The organism is Sulfurimonas sp. (assembly GCF_026988655.1).
Classification (GTDB): domain Bacteria; phylum Campylobacterota; class Campylobacteria; order Campylobacterales; family Sulfurimonadaceae; genus Sulfurimonas.
In genome coordinates, this window is sequence record NZ_JALSKT010000021.1 from 1 (window position 1) to 19955 (window position 19955).

The following is a 19955-nucleotide window of genomic DNA, read 5'->3' on the forward strand; positions in this document are numbered from 1 at the left end:
AAAACTATTGAAAATACATAATGGATTTACTAAAAGTTTAAAGCTAAAGATGGTCGATGATTATTTAGTAAGTTATAAGAAAAAATGATTATTCAGACCCCAGTATTTTTCATTAAGCCAAAATTTTTGATTTTTCAAACAGCGTTACATCTACGCCAATTTCACTCAAATATATCGCCATGGAAGAGCCAGCAACTCCCCCGCCAATTATGCCTACTTTTAGATTATTTTTTTGCATATCCAAGAATCTCTACTATTTCATAAATGTCATCTACTACGGCATTAGGCTCATAAATATCAATCTTTTGCCCATAATTATACCCGTAACTCACCCCGATAGAGTCCATAGCTGCGTTTGAAGCAGCAATAATGTCATTTTTTGAATCCCCTATCATTACTGCGTTTGAGACAGAAATATCCATCTTTTTACATACATGAAGCAATGGCTCTGGATCTGGTTTTTTTTGCTGCAAGGAGTCCCCACCAATGTAGTATTCAAAATACTCATCAAGTGCCAAACCTTGTAAAATAGGTTCTACAAATGCGACAGGTTTGTTTGTCACAATTGCAAGTTTAAAACCTCGATCTTTCAAAGAGATAAGGGTTTTTATCACATTTGGATAGAGCTTAGTATGAATACAAACATTTTTCCCATAATAGTTTAAAAAGATATCTAAAGCCTTTTGAAACAGAGTTTCATCAAGAATTTCATCTACTTCACTCTTTCCTAACAAGGCACGCTTCACCAGTGTCTGCGCACCATTTCCTACCCATGAATGTACTAACTCTTGACTAAAAGGGTCTCTACTCAATGCTCTTAGCATATGATTGACAGCCAAGGTCAAATCAGGAACACTGTCAATTAAAGTGCCATCAAAATCAAAAATTATCACTTTTTTATTATAAATATTCAATACAAACCTCAAAATTAGATAAAAAATTATAACACCCATTATGTAAATCTCAAATGGGATTTTTAATTTAGAAAATAATATCATTTTTTCCTTAAGCTGTTCACGATTAGTCTGCTTTTTATAACCTCTTTTTGCTACAATAAGAACAAATCTTTTTTTGGTATCTTATTTGCTTAAATATAGACTAAGAAATACCAAAAATACATATAAACAAGGGTGTCTATGGCTGCAGAAAATGAAGATATAATCATTATTGAAGATAGTGATGCTGCTTTAGATTCTCAAGCAAGTTCTGAAAATAAAATAAACATTGACGATGAAGATGAAAAACAGAAAAAGATAATCCTCTTTGGGGGAATAACTGTCATAGTTGTTCTACTTATTGTTGTCACTGTTTTACTAATGATGTTTAAAAAATCACAAGAGCATAGCGCTATAAATCTTGATTCTATCGATGAAAAACTTCAAAAAAGCAACGTTCCTACCATTGAGCCAAGTAAACTAGAGAACATGATAGCAAAAGCCAATTATCTCTATGCCAATGGTTCAAAAGAAAAAGCACTCACACTCTATGAAAATATTGCACAATACAGTGAAGCGATCTCAGAGTATAATCTTGGCGTTGCACAATTTAAAGATAAACAATACAAAACTGCTTTAGAAACTTTTCAAAAGGCGATCAATAACAAAGAAAAAATATGTGTTAGTGCCATAAACGCAGCTGTATGTTCTTTGTATTTAAATGATAAAGAGAGTTTTCAATACTATATTGACCTAGCCTACGCCTACCTTCCTTATGAAATTGATTCGCCACTTTACTCTTACTACTATACACTTATACGATACTATAACAAAGATTATCTTGCTGCTCTTAGTTCACTCAAACACTCTACTTTAGAGACGTATCCGGAGACACAAAACCATCTTAAAGCAAAGATTAATGCACTCTATGACAATAACTATGATGCGCTTGATGCAATGGAAAAAATTGATGATGGTGAGGATGTTTTTTCTAAAGCACTTCTTTATGCTCGCATCGGTGATTATTCTCTTGCAGTTGAAAATCTTCAAAATGCCATCATTAAAAATATTCAGCCCGCAAAAGCACAACTAGCTCTTGGGCTTATCCAGCTCAAAGCTGGACATATGCAAGATGCAGCAATGCAAATAAAAAATGTCACAGATATGTTCCCTCTTGAAGTTTATAAGTCTTACCCTATTAGAGTAAAACTCAAAGATTCACTCTTTGATCCACAAAAAGCGCAGCAACTTTATCGTTCCAATATTCTTGAATCAAAAAACATTATCTACCAAAAGATTTTTTACTTCTCGCCTTATAAAATTTTTAATGCAAATCAAACCATTAGTTATATTCGAAAAGGAAATGCAAATATCTACATCGACAATGTAGAATCTGCACAAAAGTATCTCAAACGCAGTTCCTCTTCTTCAAGTGTGAATATAGGCGTCACAAGAGCCATAAAAAAGGCTCTTGCACTTAAAATACGTGAAGCAAACAAAGAGTTGCAAAAACTTATAAAAACACAGCCTAAACACTCTATACTTCATTATAATCTTGCACTAACATACGCACAACTTGGAGATATGAATAATGCATACAAACATTTTTTACGCTCTTACCATTTAGATGCAAAAAACTACCTCTCAGGCGTTTATGCCATTATGAGTGGACAACTGATCAACAAAGATACAAAAAAACTAAAATCTATCTTGCTAGATTCACTAGCTTTAGAAGAAAAAAGTGAAAAAATAGAGCTCTACAACACACTTCTGCATCTTAGTGCAAATAACTTTGTAGCAACTGTTGATTGGTTGGACAATACCTACAAACAAAGACCACTCTATCTAGCTCTTAATCATATTATAGGACTGCGTTTACATAACTATAAAGCAGCACAAAAAGCAGCAAATAAGCTTACTATTTTATTTCCAAATGATATTCTTCCTCATTTGATGTATATCGACAGTGAATTTTACAAACTCAAACCGGCAAAATATGCAGAGAAAGTGAATGAATACCTAAAAAAACAAAAATTTCATTTCAATGATTTGTATTTTGGTCCCTACATTACAAGATATCTTTATATTCAAGAAAATCTCATTACCGGTCAACTCTTCTACCTTCGTAAGCAGCTAAAAGATAAACTAGATACAACAAATGAATATACCCAAGAGATAGAAAGTGGACTAGCCCTTGCCTCTTTATATGACAAAGCATTTGAAGAGTCTTATACGCTTTATAACCACCTTATAGATGAACTCAAGGTTAGAGATTCATATACACTGTATCTTGCTGCAGTTGCCTCTACGGCTGCAAATCACCACGGTAATGCTATAGCACTATTAGAGCTCTCAAAGATGAAAAACAAAAGCTTTTATGAGAGTAGATATGCTTTAGCTTTACTGTATATGGAGATTCAGAACAATGAGGGAGCTACGATAGAGTTAAGTAGGATTTTAAAAGATGGATTTAGTTCTAATTATTTTGAATTTGACATCGACAAGGATAAACTGCTTTATCAAAAGCAGCATCCTCAAGAAAAATAAGAAGAGAGAAAAATAAGCTTATTTTTCATTACCTTCATCATCTCGATTCATTGACTTATCTTCCTTCAACTCCTCTTCAATGCTTTCTGGTGCTCCCGCAACTTTTGATTCTATACCATTTTCTTTTTCAAATGCAATGATAATGTCACGTACTTCTTCACCTGTAATGTTTTCTTTTTTGTACAGAAGTGCCACCATATCTTCAATAGCACCTTTATACTCTTCTAAACGAGCAACAACAGTAGCATAATGTTCATCTAAAGAAGTTTTTATGTACTCATCCATCTCTTGTGCCATTTTATCACTGTATTCACGAGAAGATTGTTGTGCTCCACCTAAAAATGATTGGCGAGATTTTTCTAAGACCATTAAACCAGCTATATCACTCATACCATAAGTCTGAACCATAGATTTGATAATATCAGTCGCACGTTCAAGGTCATTACCAGCACCTGTTGATATCTCTCCTATGAACACTTGTTCAGCTGCACGTCCACCAAGAAGTACATCCACTTCTGCCCACAGCTCATGCATTTGCATCATAAATTTATTTTCTTCTGGAGTATTAAGCGTATATCCAAGAGCAGCTAGTCCGCGAGGAACTATAGAGACTTTAGAAACTTTCTTCGCTCCATTCGTTGTCTCTGCTAGTAAAGCATGACCACTTTCATGGTAGGCAACTATCTTTTTCTCTTTTGGATTAATACGGCGAGATTTTTTAGCAAGTCCTGCTAAAGCTCTCTCTACAGCCTCATACATATCTTGTTGTTTTACAGATTTTTGACTTTTTCTTCCTGCAAGAAGAGCTGCTTCATTGATAATATTTGCCAAGTCAGCTCCTGCAAGTCCAGCTGTAAGACGTGCGATTTCTTCTAAATCTACATCTTTTGCAATCTTCACATTTTTCACATGCACTTTAAGTATTTTTATACGACCTTCAAAATCAGGTTTATCAACTAAAACCTGTCTATCAAAACGTCCTGGACGTAACAGTGCCTGATCTAGAATCTCTGGTCTATTTGTTGCCGCTAAAATAATAACAGGAGTATCTGTCCCAAAACCATCCATCTCTGCAAGGAGTTGATTGAGCGTTTGTTCTCGCTCATCATTTCCACCCATCACACCACCAGCCGCACGACTTTTACCAATCGCATCAATCTCATCAATAAAGATAATACTTGGAGCATCTTTTTTTGCTTGTTCAAACAAATCTCTTACACGAGCAGCACCAACGCCCACAAACATTTCAATGAAACTTGAACCACTAACTGAGAAAAATGGTACCTCTGCTTCACCTGCAACTGCTTTAGCAAGTAAAGTTTTACCAGTACCGGGTGAACCTACAAGAAGGACACCTTTTGGAATCTTTGCACCAATTTCCACGTAACGTCCAGGGTATTTTAAAAAGTCAACAATCTCTTGTACTTCTTCTTTTGCTTCTTCAACACCAGCTACATCATCAAATTTTGTTTTTGGCTTTTCAGAATTAATCAGTTTTTTAGAGTTGCCCATACCAAGCAGTCCACCACCCATACTTTTTTGCATTCTACCTGCAAAAAACATCCAGATACCTATGATAATTAAAAAAGGAAATAACCATCCAAACATCTCAGTAAACCAGTTTGTTTCACTAAATCCAGTATAATCAATCCCTTCTTTGTCAAGAAGTTTTACTAATTCAGTATCACCCTTAACTATTCGAGTTGTATAGATTTTTGTGCCATCAGAAGACTTTGCACGAATATAACTCTGACCAATTTCCACTTTTTTAATGCTTTTAGATTTCACTAAAGATTTTAATTCTGAATAATCAACAGGTTGAACCTTTGCAGTAGCTGTTCCCATTGCAGAACCGTTCGATCCCGCTCCATCGCCAACCATTACTTTAAAAAGTAATATAACTACAACTGAAAAAATTGCAAAAGTTATTAAGGGATTCTGATTAAAGAAATTATTGTTATCGTTTTTATTATTATTTTCATTATTTGCCATACTATTTCTCTTTGCTCTCTTTTGTTTTTAAAACTAAAGTAACCCATTCGTCCTGAGCTATTTTTTCTATTATTTCACAATCTTGATAATATCTCAAGACTTTTTTTTCGTATTTATCCAAGATACCAGATAAAACAAGTATCCCATCCCCAGCCAATGCTTTTTTTAAATCATTTGCGATAAATGTCAAAACATCAGCTACAATATTAGCCACTACAACATTATACTTTTGGGACAAGTTTGATGCAGAACCTTCCCATATTGAATGAAATTCTAAGTCATTAAGTTTTGCATTTTTTATAGAGTTTTCAACTGAAACCGAGTCAGTATCACAAGCATCTACAACTCCACCAAGCTTCATTGCAGCCATACCAAGGATCCCGCTTCCACAACCTACATCTAAAACTTTATCACCAGGTTTTACATACTTTGATATTGCGCGTAGTGATGCTGCAGTTGTAGGATGATGCCCTGTTCCAAATGCTAATGCAGGGTCAATAGCAATGTTAATCAAATCAGGATGTTTATCTGTCCAAGTTGGATGGATGTAGAATTTATCAATAGCAAGTGCTTGAATACTATTTTTGTAAGACTCAACCCAATCACTATTTTGAAGTTTTTTTTGCTCAAATTCTATCTCAATATTTTCGTGGAGTGCTTTTTGTAAAGCTTCTGTAAACTGTTCAAGTCCCCAAACGATAGTCTCAAGTTCTTCTTCACTTCTAATGATAAAACCATCATTAACTTCTTCAAAACCTACGGGCAAAGTGTCCGCTAAAAAGTCTGCATAAAGTTCATGATGTGAAGATACTTTTACACTAAGCTCATAATAATGCTCTTGCATTATTCACTAACACCCATCACTGCACCTAGTTTTTCTTTCAACACTTGAGGTGTAAAAGGTTTTACGATGTAGTTGTTAACACCGGCTTTAAGCGCTGTGATAACCTCAGCTTTTCCACCCTCAGTTGTTACCATGATAATAGGTGTATCTTTAAAACGCTCATCAGCACGAACTTTTTTCACTAATTCAAGACCATTCATCTCTGGCATATTCCAGTCAGTTATCAACATGTCAATATCTGGATTAGCATCCATTTGTGCCCAACCCTCAACACCGTCCGCACCTTCTAAAATGTCTTTATAACCAAGACGAGCCAATGTATTTTTAATAATACGACGCATTGTAGAACTGTCATCAACAACAAGTAATTTCAATTGAAATCCTTTTATATATAATTTGCAAATTTAATAAGTAATAATAGCTAAAATCTGTTTGTTTTTCTATTAATTTAATAGTTTGAACATTTTAGCTAAGTCTAATTTTCCCTCATAGTACGCTTTACCTATGATAACACCATCCACTTCATTCGTCTTTATAAGTGCCTTAATATCATCTTCATCTTTAACACCACCACTTGCAATGGTACTAATGCCACTTGCTCTTGCAATATCTAGGGTAAAATCTACATTCACCCCACTAAGGGTTCCATCTTTACCTACATCGGTACAGATAATCGCTTCAACTCCTGCATTGGCAAACTCTTTAGCTAAGTCAGTTGCCCTCATTGAGCTGACTTCGCCCCAACCTTCAACAGCAACATAGCTATCAATAGCATCAATTCCAACTGCTATGGGATATTTAGCCGCCATATCTCTTACAAATTGTGGATCTTTTACTGCAATTGAACCTAATATAATTCTATCAATCCCAATTTCAAGCATCTTTTGAATTGTAGCTTCGTCACGTATACCACCCCCAAGTTCAAGCTTGACACTAGAGTTTTTTCTTATTTTTACAATTTGCTCAAGGTTTTTTGGCTCACCTGCAAAAGCACCATTTAGATCAACTAAATGTACCCACTCAGCACCCATTTCTTCAAACTTTTTTACAAGTTCAAATGGTTCGTTTGAGTATATTTTTGCACTATCCATCAAGCCTTTTGTAAGGCGTACTGCCTGTCCATCTTTTAAATCTATCGCTGGGTATAAAGTCATGTCATTTTTCCTTTTTTATTTTATCATCAGATTTAGCAAATAAGTTATGCAACTTTTCTTTCAAATTATCAAAATTTTCATGCGAAAAGCCAAATGGCGCTGTAGGATATGCTATTTTATAAATCTGATTTAAAATAGCTTTATCATTCTCTTTTGATTTAAAACTGGAACAATCTAAAAACTCTTCAATACACCTTTTTTCCTTCGCTGGAATACTTGCAAGTATGAATGACTCAAGATATCCACATTTTGTTTTTGGATCACACATGATAAAATAATCTGCAGAATCTTCTAACTTTAAGTTTTTAATTATTTTTTCAATCTCTCTCTGAGTATTACTATATCCACCGTAAAGTCTATCATTCTTTTCATAATCTGCATCTAAAACAAAAAGAATTTTAGAAATATTTTCTAATTCTATATCGTGTTGTAGTTCTTTATAATTTGTATCATCAATTTTAAAAAAATTACTTTTACTCTTCATTCCAAAAAACTTTACTCTCTCTATGTCAAGTTGTAAATCTTTAATGAGCAAATTTAATAATTCTTCATCAGCTGATTTTCGACTTTTACCTTCATGAAATATAGCAACTTTTTTTACCATCCTCGAACCTCATGTTCTTGTTTAATAGCATTAAAAAAAACATCACTTTCGTATATTCCTGCTTTAATGGAATCATCTTCCATCCTTTTAAGCTGTGTAAAAGTTACTTCACTCTCTTGTAAATTTTGTGCTACACGAGAAAAAGATTTTATACACTCTTTAGAATGTGTTGTTGCAAATACTTGAACATTTAATTCTCTAGATATTTCTAAAATCACCTTCCATAAATCATCAAATAATGTGTAATGAATACCATTTTCCACTTCATCCAAATAAATTACATTACCTTCGTTTACACTCAATGCAAGTACAATTGAAATAAAATGTTTAATTCCATCACCATATTCATTTAAACTATAATACTTCCCATCTTGTTTCAACATCATTTTGTTCTTAATAATATCAATATCAGTGACTCCAAATGTCTTATCTAAAATCTTTATAATTATTCCATGCTTATCGTCCAGTTTCAATGTATCTATCATATCTTTTAAACTGAAATTATCACTATTGCACGGTGTTATAAAGTTTGTATTTATAATAAGAGGTGGATTGTTTTTTTGGTAAATAGTATGAAAATATTTGTTTTCATGAAAAGAAGAAATTTTATTATTATTACTATAATAAGACCAATTATTGTATTTATACTCAGGTAATATAGAATCTTCATCTAAGGTTATTTTAAATCTATCATTTAAAACAAACATAGCTTCTTTGTAAGTTGGAAGTTTTGTTTCGCTTTTAATCCATGCAGTGTAAAATTCGACACTTTCTCTGTTTTGCTGAATAGTAATTAATGTTTTAATAATTTCAAAAAACTGCCATTCTTTATCAATCCTACTAGCGCCAAAATTACGAGTAAACTTATTACTACTTAATAGCCTACTTGCATAATTAGATATAATATAACAGCTCTCTAAAAAAGCAGTTTTTCCAACATTATTCTTCCCACCAACAAGGTTCACTCTTTGAAAACCTTTGGCCTTAAAGTTTTTAAAGCATTTAAAATTTTCAATTTCTATTGTTTTAATAAAGTGTTCACTCATTGGCTTCTCCTTATGATTTTTTACAAGTTAATAAAATTTTCTAAAATATGCAAACCATTTTTATGGCTTTTTTCTGGATGGGGCTGAATACCCATGATATTTTTATGAGCAACGGCAGAAGTAAACTTATAGCCGTAAAAAGTCTCCCCAATGATGTCATCTTCATTTGCACATACAACATGGTATGTATGCACAAAATAGAGATAATGTTCATCATCAAGATTTTTAAATAAAGGATGTTCTTTTGTAAACATTCTGTTCCAACCCATATGAGGTACTTTTAATGGCTCATCAAATTTTATAGTATCAAAATGTTTTACTTTTCCTTTTATAAGACCAAGTCCCTCATATTCTCCAAACTCTTCGCTACTCTCAAAGAGAAGCTGCATTCCTAAACAGATGCCAAGCATTGGTTTGCCTCTTTGAGCAAATGCTTTTATAGCCTCAACCATATCACGCTCACGTAGATGCTCCATCGCATCACCAAAGGCACCTACGCCAGGGAGAATTAATTTCTCATATTCATGAAACTTTTGAGGATTGCTCTCAACTACAGTTTGGCACCCTAATTTTGCAAAAGCATTTTGCACACTCGCCAAATTTCCCATATTATAATCAACTATTGCTATCATTATTCATCAATCTTTAATTTTGTAAATTTTATATAAATAGCTAAACTTACTATAAGAACGCCAACACCGCCGATAATATACATTGCATAAAGCAGTTTGTTTGGATCTGTTATGGCAAATTTAAACACCAGCATCAAAGCTTCTATTGAAAGTGCAATAATAATGGAGCCTAAAAACCTGACCATAGTTTTATGCGGTCCTGAGATATCATGCTCTTTATATCGTCCTAAAATCTCTTCTTCAATCAAGGTCTTAGAAAGATCAAATATCGCTAAAGAGAGTGTCAGTAAGATAGTTGCTTCAAAAACATCTTTGACTTCAAATCCAGAGGGATTAAATCCATAAGAGAAAAAACTCTCAATCCCTTTAACAAAAAGTAATAAGGCGATACCCACCAAAGCTATAGAAAAAGAAGCATAAGCATATTTAAAGAACTCTCCAAAAATTTGGTCATATTTACTAAGCTGAGAAACTTTTAAAACCTCATCCAGTGGTATATCTAAACAAGCAACATATTTAAGGTTTTCATTCTCATCATAAATTGGAGCAGATGCAGTAACTGTGAGTTCACCTGTAATCAAGGATGGATATGGATCAGTAATGGTACATCGCTCTTCTCTTACCGCACGATAATAATAAGCACGGTCAGCACGAATTTTTCCTACATCATTCTCGTTGATCCCTTGCTTTGTATATGTTGGACTAACTTGAACACCTTTTGCATCTAAAAGATATACACCATCACTATTTTCCAAATCTGCTTTGATTTTCAAAAGGTTTGGTATAATCATCTCTTGTGTTAAAGATGGAAGTCTATTTGGTATATTTTTTGAAAAAAGATAACAAAAATATGCCCTCGCTTTTGTTCTTCCTTCAGCAAAATGCTTAATATCTACTGGTACCATACATCTCCTCCCTCTTTATTTTTTTATTTTGAATTATATCCAAGAGATTATAACAAAAAGATAATTTTATCTTTGATATAATACGAGCAATGAATAAACCAATCAAAAAAATTGCAATTGTAAGACTCTCAGCACTTGGGGACATTGTAAATAGCGCTGTAGTGCTTCAATTTATCAAACAACACTTTCCAAACGCAGTCATAGATTGGATAGTAGAAGAGGCTTTTAGTGATATCCTCTTGTCCCATCCAGACATTGACAATGTTTATGCTATTAACCTTAAAAAACTAAAAAAAGAAAAAAGTCTCGGCTTACTTTATAAAAATATTTCAAAACTCAAAGCCCTTGATCACTATGATATTATTATCGATATACAAGGGCTAATCAAATCTGCCATAGTTGCAAGAATTTTGGGTAAAAACACGCATGGTTTTGATAAAAATTCTATACGAGAACCTTTAGCTGCACTACTCTACAAAACAACTTCAAAAATTCCTTATCAAGAGAATGTTGTTAAACGCAACGCTTTTGTTGTAGCAGATGCACTAGGATTTGAAATTAGTGATGCAATGATTTTAACTAAAGAGGCTATCTTTCCTATAACAAAAAATTTCGAACTTTTAAGTGATAAAAAAAATATTGCCTTAGTTATTGGGGCTTCTTGGGAATCCAAAATATATCCAAAAGAACTTGTCGCTAAAATTTGCAATGAACTACAAGAACAGTGTTATATTATTTGGGGGAATGAGAAAGAAAAAAATGAAGCACAATGGATCGTAGAGCAATGCAAATTTGCCACGCTAGCCCCTTCTTTAAAACTCCATGAGCTTGTCTCTTTTATCTCAAATATGGATTTACTTATAGGTAATGATACAGGTCCAACGCATATGGCTTGGGCACAAAACATTCCCTCTATCACCTTGTTGGGTCCAACAAACAAACGTATGATTTATGAAACACCAAAAAATATTGGTATAAAATCACACTCAGAAGTTAATATCTTAAAAATTAATAAAAATGATTTTTCAATTCGAGATATTCCTTATGAAGATGTCGTAAAAAAAGCAAAGGAATTACTCTACGATGGGATATAAAGCACTTTTAATATTAGAAAAAATCCTTATGGCTCTGCCTGCAAAAGCAAGAAAAAGCTTTTTTACCTTTTTAGCATATGTAGCTTATCTTGGAGCAAAAAAATATAGATGCATTGTCAAACAAAACCTCAACTATGCTTTTGATAATTCTATGAGTGAAGAAGAGATAAAACACATTACAAAATACAGCTTTAAAAACCTACTCTATAACTTTTTGCACCTTATGGAATTTCGACATATGTCAAAAGCTGATTTAACTAAAAAAGTCACTGTAAAAAACAAAGAGATAGTCGATAAAATTCATCAAGAAGAACGTGCTATCATTTACATTGCTTCACACTACTGTGCATGGGAACTTGGAGCTGTGAGTGTTGGTCACTTTTTAGAACCTCTTACAGGGGTTTACAAAAAAATGAAAAACAGCGAATATGAAACTTGGCTTTTAGATGCAAGATCGAGATTTGGTAATACAAACCTGGAAAAGAGCAACGTCATCAAGCCGCTTATCAAACTTATAAAACAAGGCAAAGCAAGTGGTATTCTTATCGATACAAATATAAATAAGAGAGAAGGTCTTGTCATTAATTTTTTAGGTAAACCATTAAGACAAACTTCATCTCCAGCATATTTAGCTAGGAAGTTTAATGCTGCCATTGTTCCCATTAGTATCCGAACTGATGATGAAGAGCATTATGAGCTTATAGTGCATGATGAAATTCCAGTTGAGAGAAGTGAAGATGAAGCAGCAGATATTTTAAAAGCAACACAATTACAAGCTAATTGGCTTAGCTCTATTGTTACAAAAGAGCCAAAGTTTTGGTTTTGGCTGCACCGAAGATGGAAAGGCGATAAGCCAGAAATATACAAAAGCTGCGTTTAGCCCTTTTGCTCTGTTGTGCACTCTTTTGAGCGTGCTTCAAAAAGCTTTAAAATTGTTAGGAAAAAGGCAGTAATAGCCGGTCCTAAAATCATTCCCCAAAAACCAAAAGTTGTCAATCCTGCGATAATAGCAAAGAAAATTACAAGTTCATTGAGTTTTGTATCATCCTCTTTTAGAAGTTTTTTATTAATTTCTTTAATAATTAATGGCTTGATAAATGTGTCAGCTATAATTGAAATCACAACAATTGAATAAACTGCAATGAAAATTGCATGGTTATTATTTCCCATAGAAAACTCATAAATCATAAATGGCAGCCACATAACCATCCCGCCTATCACTGGGATCAATGAAGCAAAACCATACATAATACCAAAGAGTAAGCCATTATAACCCATAAAAGAGAGCGCAATACCAAAGAGCGCACCCTCAAACATTGCCGTGGCAATAATCGAGTAAAAGACTACACTCATAACAGAAGAGAGTTCACGCACAAGAAGGGTACTATCTTCAACTGACATTTGAACAATTCTTTTTAAAAATGTCACAATCGTTGTACCATTATATTGCGCAAAAAAGTAAAAAATGATTACCAAAAAAGCATTTTTTACAAAGCCTGCACTAAAACTACCTATTTTTGTTGCCATAGCCAAAATAAAAGTCGTGATAGTGTTCATATCCAGATCTTTTAGGGTATCTGAAAAATCTGGTTTGATAAACTGTAAATATTCAGGTGGAGTAGCGATGAAATTTTCAATGTAATTTTCAATATGTTGTAGTGTTCCAGGATCAAGGTTATTGAGCTTTATTGTAAGGTTTGCTAAGAAATAACCAAGTGGCGCAAAGAAAAGTGCAGCAAGTAAAAAACTCGAAACTAATGCTGCAGCAAGTTTTGAGTGAAAGACTCTTTCAAAATACTCTTGTAGCGTTGCTGTTGAAACTGCTAAGAGCGCAGCAATTGTCATAACCATTAAAAATGGTGCATACAGTAGATACATCCAGTAAAGTGCAATAACAAATAAAATTGCAGTAAAGTATTGTGCTTTCATTAAAAAAGTGTCCCGTCTTCGTTTGCATTTTTGATGTTTAAAACATCGTAAGTTGCTGGTGTTGCACGTCGTCCTTTTGCTGTCCTCTCCAGGTAGCCATTTGCAAGTAAATATGGTTCAAGCACATCCTCAACCGTTCCCTCATCTTCACTAAGCGCTGCTGCAATTGTGCTTAAACCCATAGCCCGTCCATTAGAACTTGCAAGTAAGGTCAGTAAACGTAAATCCATCTCATCAAAACCATGAGAATTGATGCCAAGCTCATCTAAAGCGTATTGTGTGCGCGTATGATTTATATGATCTTCATCAGCAACTTCTGCAAAATCTCTTACACGACGCAGTAAACGCAGTGCAATCCTTGGTGTACCACGACTGCGTTTAGCAATCTCAATCGCCGCTTCTTTGGCTATTTCACGTTCAAGTTTGTTTGATGCTTGCATGATAATACGGGCAAGTTCATCATTTGCATAAAAGTTCATACGAAAACTCATACCAAATCTATCTCTCAAAGGATTTGAAAGCATTCCAGCACGTGTTGTCGCACCAATAAGTGTAAATCTCGGCAAATCAATCTTTACCGTTTGCGCAGCAGGTCCACTACCGATGATGATATCAATACGATAATCTTCCATTGATGAGTAAAGTATCTCTTCAACAGCAGGAGAAAGACGATGGATCTCATCTATAAAAAGTATGTCACCCTCTTCTAGATTGGTCAAAATTGCTGCTAAATCACCACTTTTTTCTATCATTGGTGCTGCTGTCACTTTGATATTTGCATTCATTTCATTTGCAATAATAAGAGCAAGTGTAGTTTTTCCAAGCCCAGGAGGACCGTAAAACAGTACATGATCAAGTGCTTCATCTCTTTTTTTAGAGGCTTCGATAAAAACCGAAAGATTTTTCTTTATCTGCTCTTGTCCAATGTATTCGCTCCAAGCATCAGGACGTAGCGTTACTTCACTACTTTCATCCTCAAGAGAAAATGTTTCTATATCTACAACTCTATCCATTAGTTTTTCTCATTAACATTAATAGGTATGTTCCTCTGTTGGAAATTTTTTATTTACAACTTCATCAGCATAATCTGCCAAAGCATCTTTTACTAGCGTCGCTCCATCAAGGTATTTTTTAACAAATTTAGGAGTAAATTCTTCAAACAATCCAAGCATATCCGAAAAAACTAAAACTTGTCCATCCACATCTGCACCTGCTCCTATCCCTATAACAGGGATAGAGACTGCTTGTGCTACTTCTTTGGCTACATCAGCTTTCGTGCCCTCAATCACCATACAAAATGCACCTGCACGCTCAACCGCCTTGGCATCTTCAATGATTGAAATTTTCTCCTCTGATGTTTTTCCTTTTACTTTATAGCCACCCTCACTTCTCACAGACTGAGGAAGTAAACCGATATGACCACAAACAGCAATACCATTGTCACTCAAATGTTGAATAACTTCAGCCTTTTCTACTCCACCCTCAATCTTCACACAATCTGCCTGTGTTTGCTGAAAAATCTTAATTGCGTTTTGCAATGCTGTCTCTTTATCTATATATGTTCCAAAAGGCATATCACAAACAACAAAGCTATTTTGTGCTCCCATGCATACTGCATTTGTATGATATATCATTTGATCAAGTGTTGCAGAGATTGTATCACTTTTACCTGCGAAGCTCATATTTAAGCTATCGCCAACTAAAATCATATCTGCACTTTCACTCACTAACCTCGCAAAAAGTGCGTCATAGGCAGTAATCATAACCAAAGGCTTTAAGCCTTTAGACTTTTTTATAGAAGAAATTGTCAATTTTTTACTCATTTGAATACTCTTTTATTATTAATAAAAGTATTTTAACTAAATATTGCTATAATTTGGACTATATAGGAGAATTATTTTATGGGCATAAGAAGTGATTTAGATGCAAACTTTGATTTTGAAATAGTTGACGAGTTTCTAGACCACTATTCAATGATGGTTGAAAGCATGGAAGTTATGATAATTGACCTCTCAAAACCAAATATGTACGTAAGAAGTATCAATGAACTTTTTCGCGTATTTCACAACATCAAGTCTGCTTCTGGATATTTGCAAATAATGTCTATGAATAAACTTGCTGCGTTTGTAGAAGACGAACTTGAAGCCTTGAGAAAAAAAGAAACTCCTGTCAATCAAGAAACTATAGACTGGCTCCTTGAAGTCAGCGATATGTTTGCAACATGGCAAGATGATTTGAAACTTGATAATGAACTCAGCAAAATAAACTTCTCTTTATTTAATACACCTGATTTGGATAAAAAACAATAATGAAAAACTTAGTAGCATACATTACTTCCGGATATCCGGAAAAATCTTTTACAATAGACTTGAGCCTAGCGCTTGGAGAAAATGGCGTTGATACACTAGAACTTGGTGTTCCCTTTTCAGACCCCGTTGCAGATGGACCACTCATAGAAAAAGCAAATCATAAAGCTCTTGAACTCGGTTTTAAATTTAAAGACCTAATAGAAATTTCAAAAGAAGTAGCACCACATGTAGATACTTTATGGATGGGATATTTTAACAGCTTTTATCAACAAAATCTAGAAAAACTTTTACCTTTAGCAAATGAGATAGGTGTTAACGGACTTATTATTCCTGATGTACCACATGAAGAAGCTCTTGCGTATACAAAACTTTTTGATACAAACAATATGGCAAATATCTCTTTTGTTGCACCAACAGATACCGAGCAACGTATAAAAGAAGTAGTCACTGATGCAAAAAAATTCATCTATATGGTTGCCTATACAGGGATCACAGGTTCTGGAGCAGCAGAAGACTTACAGCCCTTTTTAGCTTCTATAAAAAAATATTCACAAACGCCTGTCTATGTTGGATTTGGTGTTAATGAAAAAACAGCTAAAGATAAGGTCAAAGGTGCGGATGGTGTTATCGTCGGAAGTGCTTTTGTCAACATTTTATTAAAAAATGAACTCTCTTATACTCAAAAGATTGATCAGTGTTGTGAACTTTCAAGAATGATCAAAAACGAAATCAATTCCTAATTTCAAAAAGCACTAAAAGTGTTTTTTGAAAAAAGCTGTCATTGTCATCGCTTATCATTAAAAACTTATTTTTTCCTATTTTAGTCAAGCCCTCAAAGTTATCAATATGCCAACCTTTAGAAGAATCAAACAGAGCTAAAAGCTCACTTTTACATACATGATGCGTATCACAGTCATTCAAATCAACTGAAACAAGTGAAGTTTTTCTTCTTCGTGTTAAATAATTAAAATTTCGTAAGAGTACTAAAATTTTTGTATCATTAATAAATTCCAACCCCGTAACACTCCCTTTAGCCTTAAATTTATAAATATCATGTTTGGTATAAAGTCTATGGTAACTCTTATTTACATTAATCAATGGTTTTTCAGGTGCTGTTACAACGCCATACAGATAGTTAAAGGTCACTGATTCAAGACCTTTATTTTCACTTTTATAGTTATCTAATTTTTTGAGTTTGTTATTTATTTTGATACTTTTGATTTTAATACCATCTGTTGTATATAAATCTACACGATGCTTTCTCTCAAATGAGATAAGTAAATCATCTCCCATAAAATCAAGCCCTTCTGAGTCATAAGAATCTAACTTTTTCCCATTTTTCGTTTGTAAGCGATACGCTTTCGTAAGGATTAGTTTGTCAATTTTTGAGTTTTTTACATCTATAGAAAAAGTATACAAGTAACCTTTATCACCTACAGCGTAAACAACACCATTTCTATAAGCAAGACCAGAGAGTTCTGAGACTTTTACGCCATTAAGTGCCTCGATGTGAAGCAGTTTAGCATCAAGAACCTTTATTTTATTGTCTGTGGAAGATTTATAATGAAAAGGTCTTATATCAAACGCAGTAATCTGTGCTACTGCGTTTAGAACAAGAAGAGTGAAAATAAAAATCAGTTTTAGCATTTATTCGCTTGCGTTAATATCGCTAAGTTTTGCTACTGTAACATCACTTTGGAGCATTAAATCTAAGCCATCCGTAAACTCAAGATACTCTTCATACGTCAAAGGTAACCCAATAGAGTTAGCGTAAGCATAATAGTCTTTTTCGTCTAACTTATTTATATCAACATCTTGTGTCATATGAAGTAATTTTGTGGATAAGCTCGTATCTACAAATTTTTTAACTTCATAATCATCTACATAATTGTGTTTGTATTTAGCAAAAAAATCTTTTACCCACTGCGTTTGTGAACATTCATATATTCCCAATCTTTTTACATTTTCTTTAATAGATGCAAGTCTTTTATCGGTGTAAGTTGAGTTATAAAATGATTCATCCCAATTAGGATTTACATAATCACAAAAATCAATATCTTCAGCTAAAACCCAGTTTTTACCAAGAAGTTGCAGTTTTGGATTTTGAGCTGTACAAAAATTTTCAGCCATTTTCAAACCTTGAAAGTTTGATTCTAAATCTGCATAGGGAAAAACACCTACAGCAGAAAGACCGATTATGCCATTTTCCATCTTCACACCCCACTTGACACTCAAAGCTTCTGCCATAGTAGGAGAGTTTTCGTCTAAATATTTCAAATCCAGAACCCAAGAAATTACTTAATTTATCTGTCCAAAAATAAACACCACCTACATTCACCACTACATCAAGTTTTGAAGGTACTCCAAAAATTTTTAATTTAGGCGCATAGATACTATGTAAAACATAATCATCGAGCGATTCCCCCTGACGTGGAATCTTGTCTATCTCAGGATTATCCTGTGCCCATATCTCCAAGTCAGCATTAAGTGCACCAACACGCTTAATGAGATAATTATTGCTACCTAATTTTTTCATTATAGTCATAGCAGCTTCTTCACAACTTGGTGTATCCCATTTTTTATTTACACTTCCAAGTGCATCATCAATCGCTGCGTTTAGATATTTGTTAAAAGGCTTTGAAGAGTCTTGTATCTCACCTCCCCATGCATAATAATTATCTACTTCACCTGCATTTAGCGAAGTTGTAAAAAGTAGAAAAAAAGTAAGTAAAAATAATGACCTAATATAAGAGTTTTTCATATTAATTCCTATTAAATTATATATATTTAAAAACATAATTATAACCAAAATTTATATAAAAAGAGATAAAAGTAAGAAATGGATGGTCTCCCCACGAGGACTCGAACCTCGAGCTAGGCCTTAGGAGGGCCCTGCTTTATCCAGTTAAGCGATAAGGAGATATAGTGAGATTTATGAAAAACTAAAAAGAATTAAGTTTTTCATAACTTTTAATATTTATCTTAGATTTTAAAAAGTGTAACTAGCACCAGCAAAGATACTTGGGCCATGAGGTCCTTCGATAAGCGAACCTTCATATTCTCCTACAAATGCCCAATGCTCAGTGAAAGCATACTCAAACCCCACAGCATATGCAAAGCCATTGTTTGTTCCACTAATATCATAATCAGAAATTTCTTCTTGCTCAATTTCCCAGCCTATTTTTCCAAATATCACATACTCTTCATTAATATGATAGCCATAAAGCAAGTCAAGACCATAACTATAATAATCTGCATCAGCAGTGATATCTTCTTCGCCAACAACACTTTTTTTCACTCTAGTCTGCGCATAAGAAAAATCTAATTCCGCTGCAAAACCATAGCCCATTCGATAACCTACATCTATGCCAATACCTCCACCAGTATTACCACTAAGTTTTGCTTCAGGCTCAGTGCCTTTTGCTTCTTCTGTAAAATTATCCCCAAGAGTAAGTAAACCTTTACCTACGATATAAAGATTGCCTTCTTTATGATGTTTTGCCTCAATATGCGTACGAGAACCTTTTTCTAAGCTCTTTTCTTCTTCTGCATATGCTGCACTAGAAAGCACAAAAAGACTAGAAAAAGCTAAAAAATATAAAAATTTCATATTAATGTCCTAAATTTAGAATTACAAACGACATTGTAGTATAGAGTATATATAAATATAATTAAAAATTGGGATTTTTTTATGATGAATTGGTTGCGGAAACAGGATTTGAACCTGTGACCTTCGGGTTATGAGCCCGACGAGCTACCGAACTGCTCTATTCCGCGACGTTTATAAGATTAATTCAAGATTTTAAAAGTGAAGTAAAATTGTTGTAGTTCTGTTTATAGTAATGGTGCGCCCGACACGATTCGAACGTGTGACCGCTGGTACCGCAAACCAGTGCTCTATCCAGCTGAGCTACGAGCGCACACCATCTCTAATGTTAAGAGACCGAAATTATAGCAGCATTAG

22 protein-coding genes and 3 tRNA genes are annotated in these 19955 nt (G+C 33.9%); 5 read left to right on the top strand and 20 right to left on the bottom strand.

From position 1 onward, the window contains the following. Nucleotides 1–112: 112 nt before the first annotated feature. Both MV052_RS02435 and MV052_RS02440 read right to left on the bottom strand, forming a co-directional pair. The gene (locus tag MV052_RS02435; RefSeq protein ID WP_297440640.1) at nt 113–238 is read right to left on the bottom strand and encodes an FAD-dependent oxidoreductase; all 126 of its coding nucleotides are present in this window, start codon (nt 236–238) and stop codon (nt 113–115) included. Beyond that, nucleotides 225–914 (bottom strand): phosphoglycolate phosphatase, encoded by a 690-nt coding sequence (locus tag MV052_RS02440; RefSeq protein ID WP_297440641.1) that lies wholly within the window; start codon nt 912–914, stop codon nt 225–227. Before MV052_RS02440 ends, MV052_RS02435 begins: the two co-directional genes overlap by 14 nt. A gap of 222 nt (nt 915–1136) precedes the next feature. Here MV052_RS02440 and MV052_RS02445 point away from each other — a divergent pair, with 222 nt between their 5' ends. After that, a complete protein-coding gene (locus MV052_RS02445; protein ID WP_297440642.1) occupies nt 1137–3482 on the top strand; it encodes a tetratricopeptide repeat protein in 2346 nt (781 codons plus the stop codon). Between the two features lie 18 nt (nt 3483–3500). On the opposite strand, the gene ftsH is transcribed toward MV052_RS02445, so the two are convergent. From ftsH to MV052_RS02485, 8 genes are all read right to left on the bottom strand, one after another. Then, the gene (gene ftsH, locus MV052_RS02450) at nt 3501–5474 is read right to left on the bottom strand and encodes an ATP-dependent zinc metalloprotease FtsH (protein WP_297440643.1); all 1974 of its coding nucleotides are present in this window, start codon (nt 5472–5474) and stop codon (nt 3501–3503) included. A 1-nt stretch (nt 5475) separates the two neighbouring features. Further along, the gene (locus MV052_RS02455; protein ID WP_297440645.1) at nt 5476–6318 is read right to left on the bottom strand and encodes a 50S ribosomal protein L11 methyltransferase; all 843 of its coding nucleotides are present in this window, start codon (nt 6316–6318) and stop codon (nt 5476–5478) included. Further along, on the bottom strand, nt 6318–6692 hold the full coding sequence (locus tag MV052_RS02460) for a chemotaxis response regulator CheY (RefSeq protein ID WP_297440647.1): 375 nt from the start codon (nt 6690–6692) through the stop codon (nt 6318–6320). The genes MV052_RS02455 and MV052_RS02460 overlap by 1 nt, the downstream gene beginning before the upstream one ends. A 69-nt stretch (nt 6693–6761) precedes the next feature. Further along, on the bottom strand, nt 6762–7472 hold the full coding sequence (hisA, locus tag MV052_RS02465; RefSeq protein ID WP_297440649.1) for a 1-(5-phosphoribosyl)-5-[(5-phosphoribosylamino)methylideneamino]imidazole-4-carboxamide isomerase: 711 nt from the start codon (nt 7470–7472) through the stop codon (nt 6762–6764). Between the two features lies 1 nt (nt 7473). After that, nucleotides 7474–8076: a hypothetical protein gene (locus MV052_RS02470; RefSeq protein WP_297440651.1), complete on the bottom strand. Its 603-nt coding sequence runs from the start codon at nt 8074–8076 to the stop codon at nt 7474–7476. Then, nucleotides 8070–9122, bottom strand: a complete 1053-nt coding sequence (locus MV052_RS02475) for an AAA family ATPase (RefSeq protein WP_297440652.1) — start codon at nt 9120–9122, stop codon at nt 8070–8072. Before MV052_RS02475 ends, MV052_RS02470 begins: the two co-directional genes overlap by 7 nt. 20 nt (nt 9123–9142) lie before the next feature. Next, nucleotides 9143–9754 (bottom strand): imidazole glycerol phosphate synthase subunit HisH, encoded by a 612-nt coding sequence (hisH, locus tag MV052_RS02480; protein ID WP_297440654.1) that lies wholly within the window; start codon nt 9752–9754, stop codon nt 9143–9145. Further along, on the bottom strand, nt 9754–10659 hold the full coding sequence (locus MV052_RS02485) for a PDC sensor domain-containing protein (protein WP_297440656.1): 906 nt from the start codon (nt 10657–10659) through the stop codon (nt 9754–9756). Before MV052_RS02485 ends, hisH begins: the two co-directional genes overlap by 1 nt. Nucleotides 10660–10748: 89 nt before the next feature. Here MV052_RS02485 and waaC point away from each other — a divergent pair, with 89 nt between their 5' ends. Both waaC and MV052_RS02495 read left to right on the top strand, forming a co-directional pair. After that, nucleotides 10749–11753, top strand: a complete 1005-nt coding sequence (waaC, locus tag MV052_RS02490; protein WP_297440658.1) for a lipopolysaccharide heptosyltransferase I — start codon at nt 10749–10751, stop codon at nt 11751–11753. Further along, nucleotides 11743–12633, top strand: a complete 891-nt coding sequence (locus tag MV052_RS02495) for a lipid A biosynthesis lauroyl acyltransferase (protein ID WP_297440660.1) — start codon at nt 11743–11745, stop codon at nt 12631–12633. The genes waaC and MV052_RS02495 overlap by 11 nt, the downstream gene beginning before the upstream one ends. On the opposite strand, the gene MV052_RS02500 is transcribed toward MV052_RS02495, so the two are convergent. Genes MV052_RS02500 through panB form a run of 3 tightly spaced genes read right to left on the bottom strand, consistent with a single transcriptional unit; the run spans nt 12630 to nt 15505 of the window. After that, nucleotides 12630–13682, bottom strand: a complete 1053-nt coding sequence (locus tag MV052_RS02500) for an AI-2E family transporter (protein WP_297440662.1) — start codon at nt 13680–13682, stop codon at nt 12630–12632. The two genes, MV052_RS02495 and MV052_RS02500, sit on opposite strands and share 4 nt — an antisense overlap. Next, nucleotides 13682–14695: a Holliday junction branch migration DNA helicase RuvB gene (ruvB, locus tag MV052_RS02505; RefSeq protein WP_297440664.1), complete on the bottom strand. Its 1014-nt coding sequence runs from the start codon at nt 14693–14695 to the stop codon at nt 13682–13684. Before ruvB ends, MV052_RS02500 begins: the two co-directional genes overlap by 1 nt. A gap of 18 nt (nt 14696–14713) precedes the next feature. Further along, on the bottom strand, nt 14714–15505 hold the full coding sequence (gene panB, locus MV052_RS02510) for a 3-methyl-2-oxobutanoate hydroxymethyltransferase (protein ID WP_297440666.1): 792 nt from the start codon (nt 15503–15505) through the stop codon (nt 14714–14716). 78 nt (nt 15506–15583) lie between these two features. Here panB and MV052_RS02515 point away from each other — a divergent pair, with 78 nt between their 5' ends. Together MV052_RS02515 and trpA are read left to right on the top strand one after the other, a co-directional pair. After that, entirely contained in the window at nt 15584–15991 is a 408-nt protein-coding gene (locus tag MV052_RS02515; RefSeq protein ID WP_297440668.1) for an Hpt domain-containing protein, read from the top strand. Beyond that, nucleotides 15991–16731, top strand: a complete 741-nt coding sequence (trpA, locus tag MV052_RS02520) for a tryptophan synthase subunit alpha (RefSeq protein WP_297440670.1) — start codon at nt 15991–15993, stop codon at nt 16729–16731. The genes MV052_RS02515 and trpA overlap by 1 nt, the downstream gene beginning before the upstream one ends. Here the strand turns inward: trpA and MV052_RS02525 are convergent. The 7 genes from MV052_RS02525 to MV052_RS02555 all read right to left on the bottom strand — a co-directional run bounded on the left by MV052_RS02525 (nt 16721) and on the right by MV052_RS02555 (nt 19911). Then, nucleotides 16721–17638 (bottom strand): esterase-like activity of phytase family protein, encoded by a 918-nt coding sequence (locus tag MV052_RS02525; protein WP_297440672.1) that lies wholly within the window; start codon nt 17636–17638, stop codon nt 16721–16723. The two genes, trpA and MV052_RS02525, sit on opposite strands and share 11 nt — an antisense overlap. After that, the gene (locus MV052_RS02530; protein ID WP_297440674.1) at nt 17639–18121 is read right to left on the bottom strand and encodes a hypothetical protein; all 483 of its coding nucleotides are present in this window, start codon (nt 18119–18121) and stop codon (nt 17639–17641) included. Beyond that, a complete protein-coding gene (locus MV052_RS02535) occupies nt 18114–18752 on the bottom strand; it encodes a hypothetical protein (RefSeq protein ID WP_297440676.1) in 639 nt (212 codons plus the stop codon). The genes MV052_RS02530 and MV052_RS02535 overlap by 8 nt, the downstream gene beginning before the upstream one ends. 83 nt (nt 18753–18835) lie before the next feature. Beyond that, nucleotides 18836–18911 (bottom strand) — tRNA-Arg (locus MV052_RS02540). A gap of 69 nt (nt 18912–18980) precedes the next feature. Continuing rightward, nucleotides 18981–19601 carry a porin family protein gene (locus MV052_RS02545; protein WP_297440678.1) on the bottom strand — a complete coding sequence of 207 codons (621 nt, stop codon included), beginning with the start codon at nt 19599–19601 and terminating at the stop codon, nt 18981–18983. Between the two features lie 90 nt (nt 19602–19691). Next, nucleotides 19692–19768: transfer RNA gene (locus tag MV052_RS02550), tRNA-Met, on the bottom strand. Nucleotides 19769–19834: 66 nt separating this feature from the next. Next, nucleotides 19835–19911 (bottom strand) — tRNA-Arg (locus MV052_RS02555). Nucleotides 19912–19955: the final 44 nt, after the last annotated feature.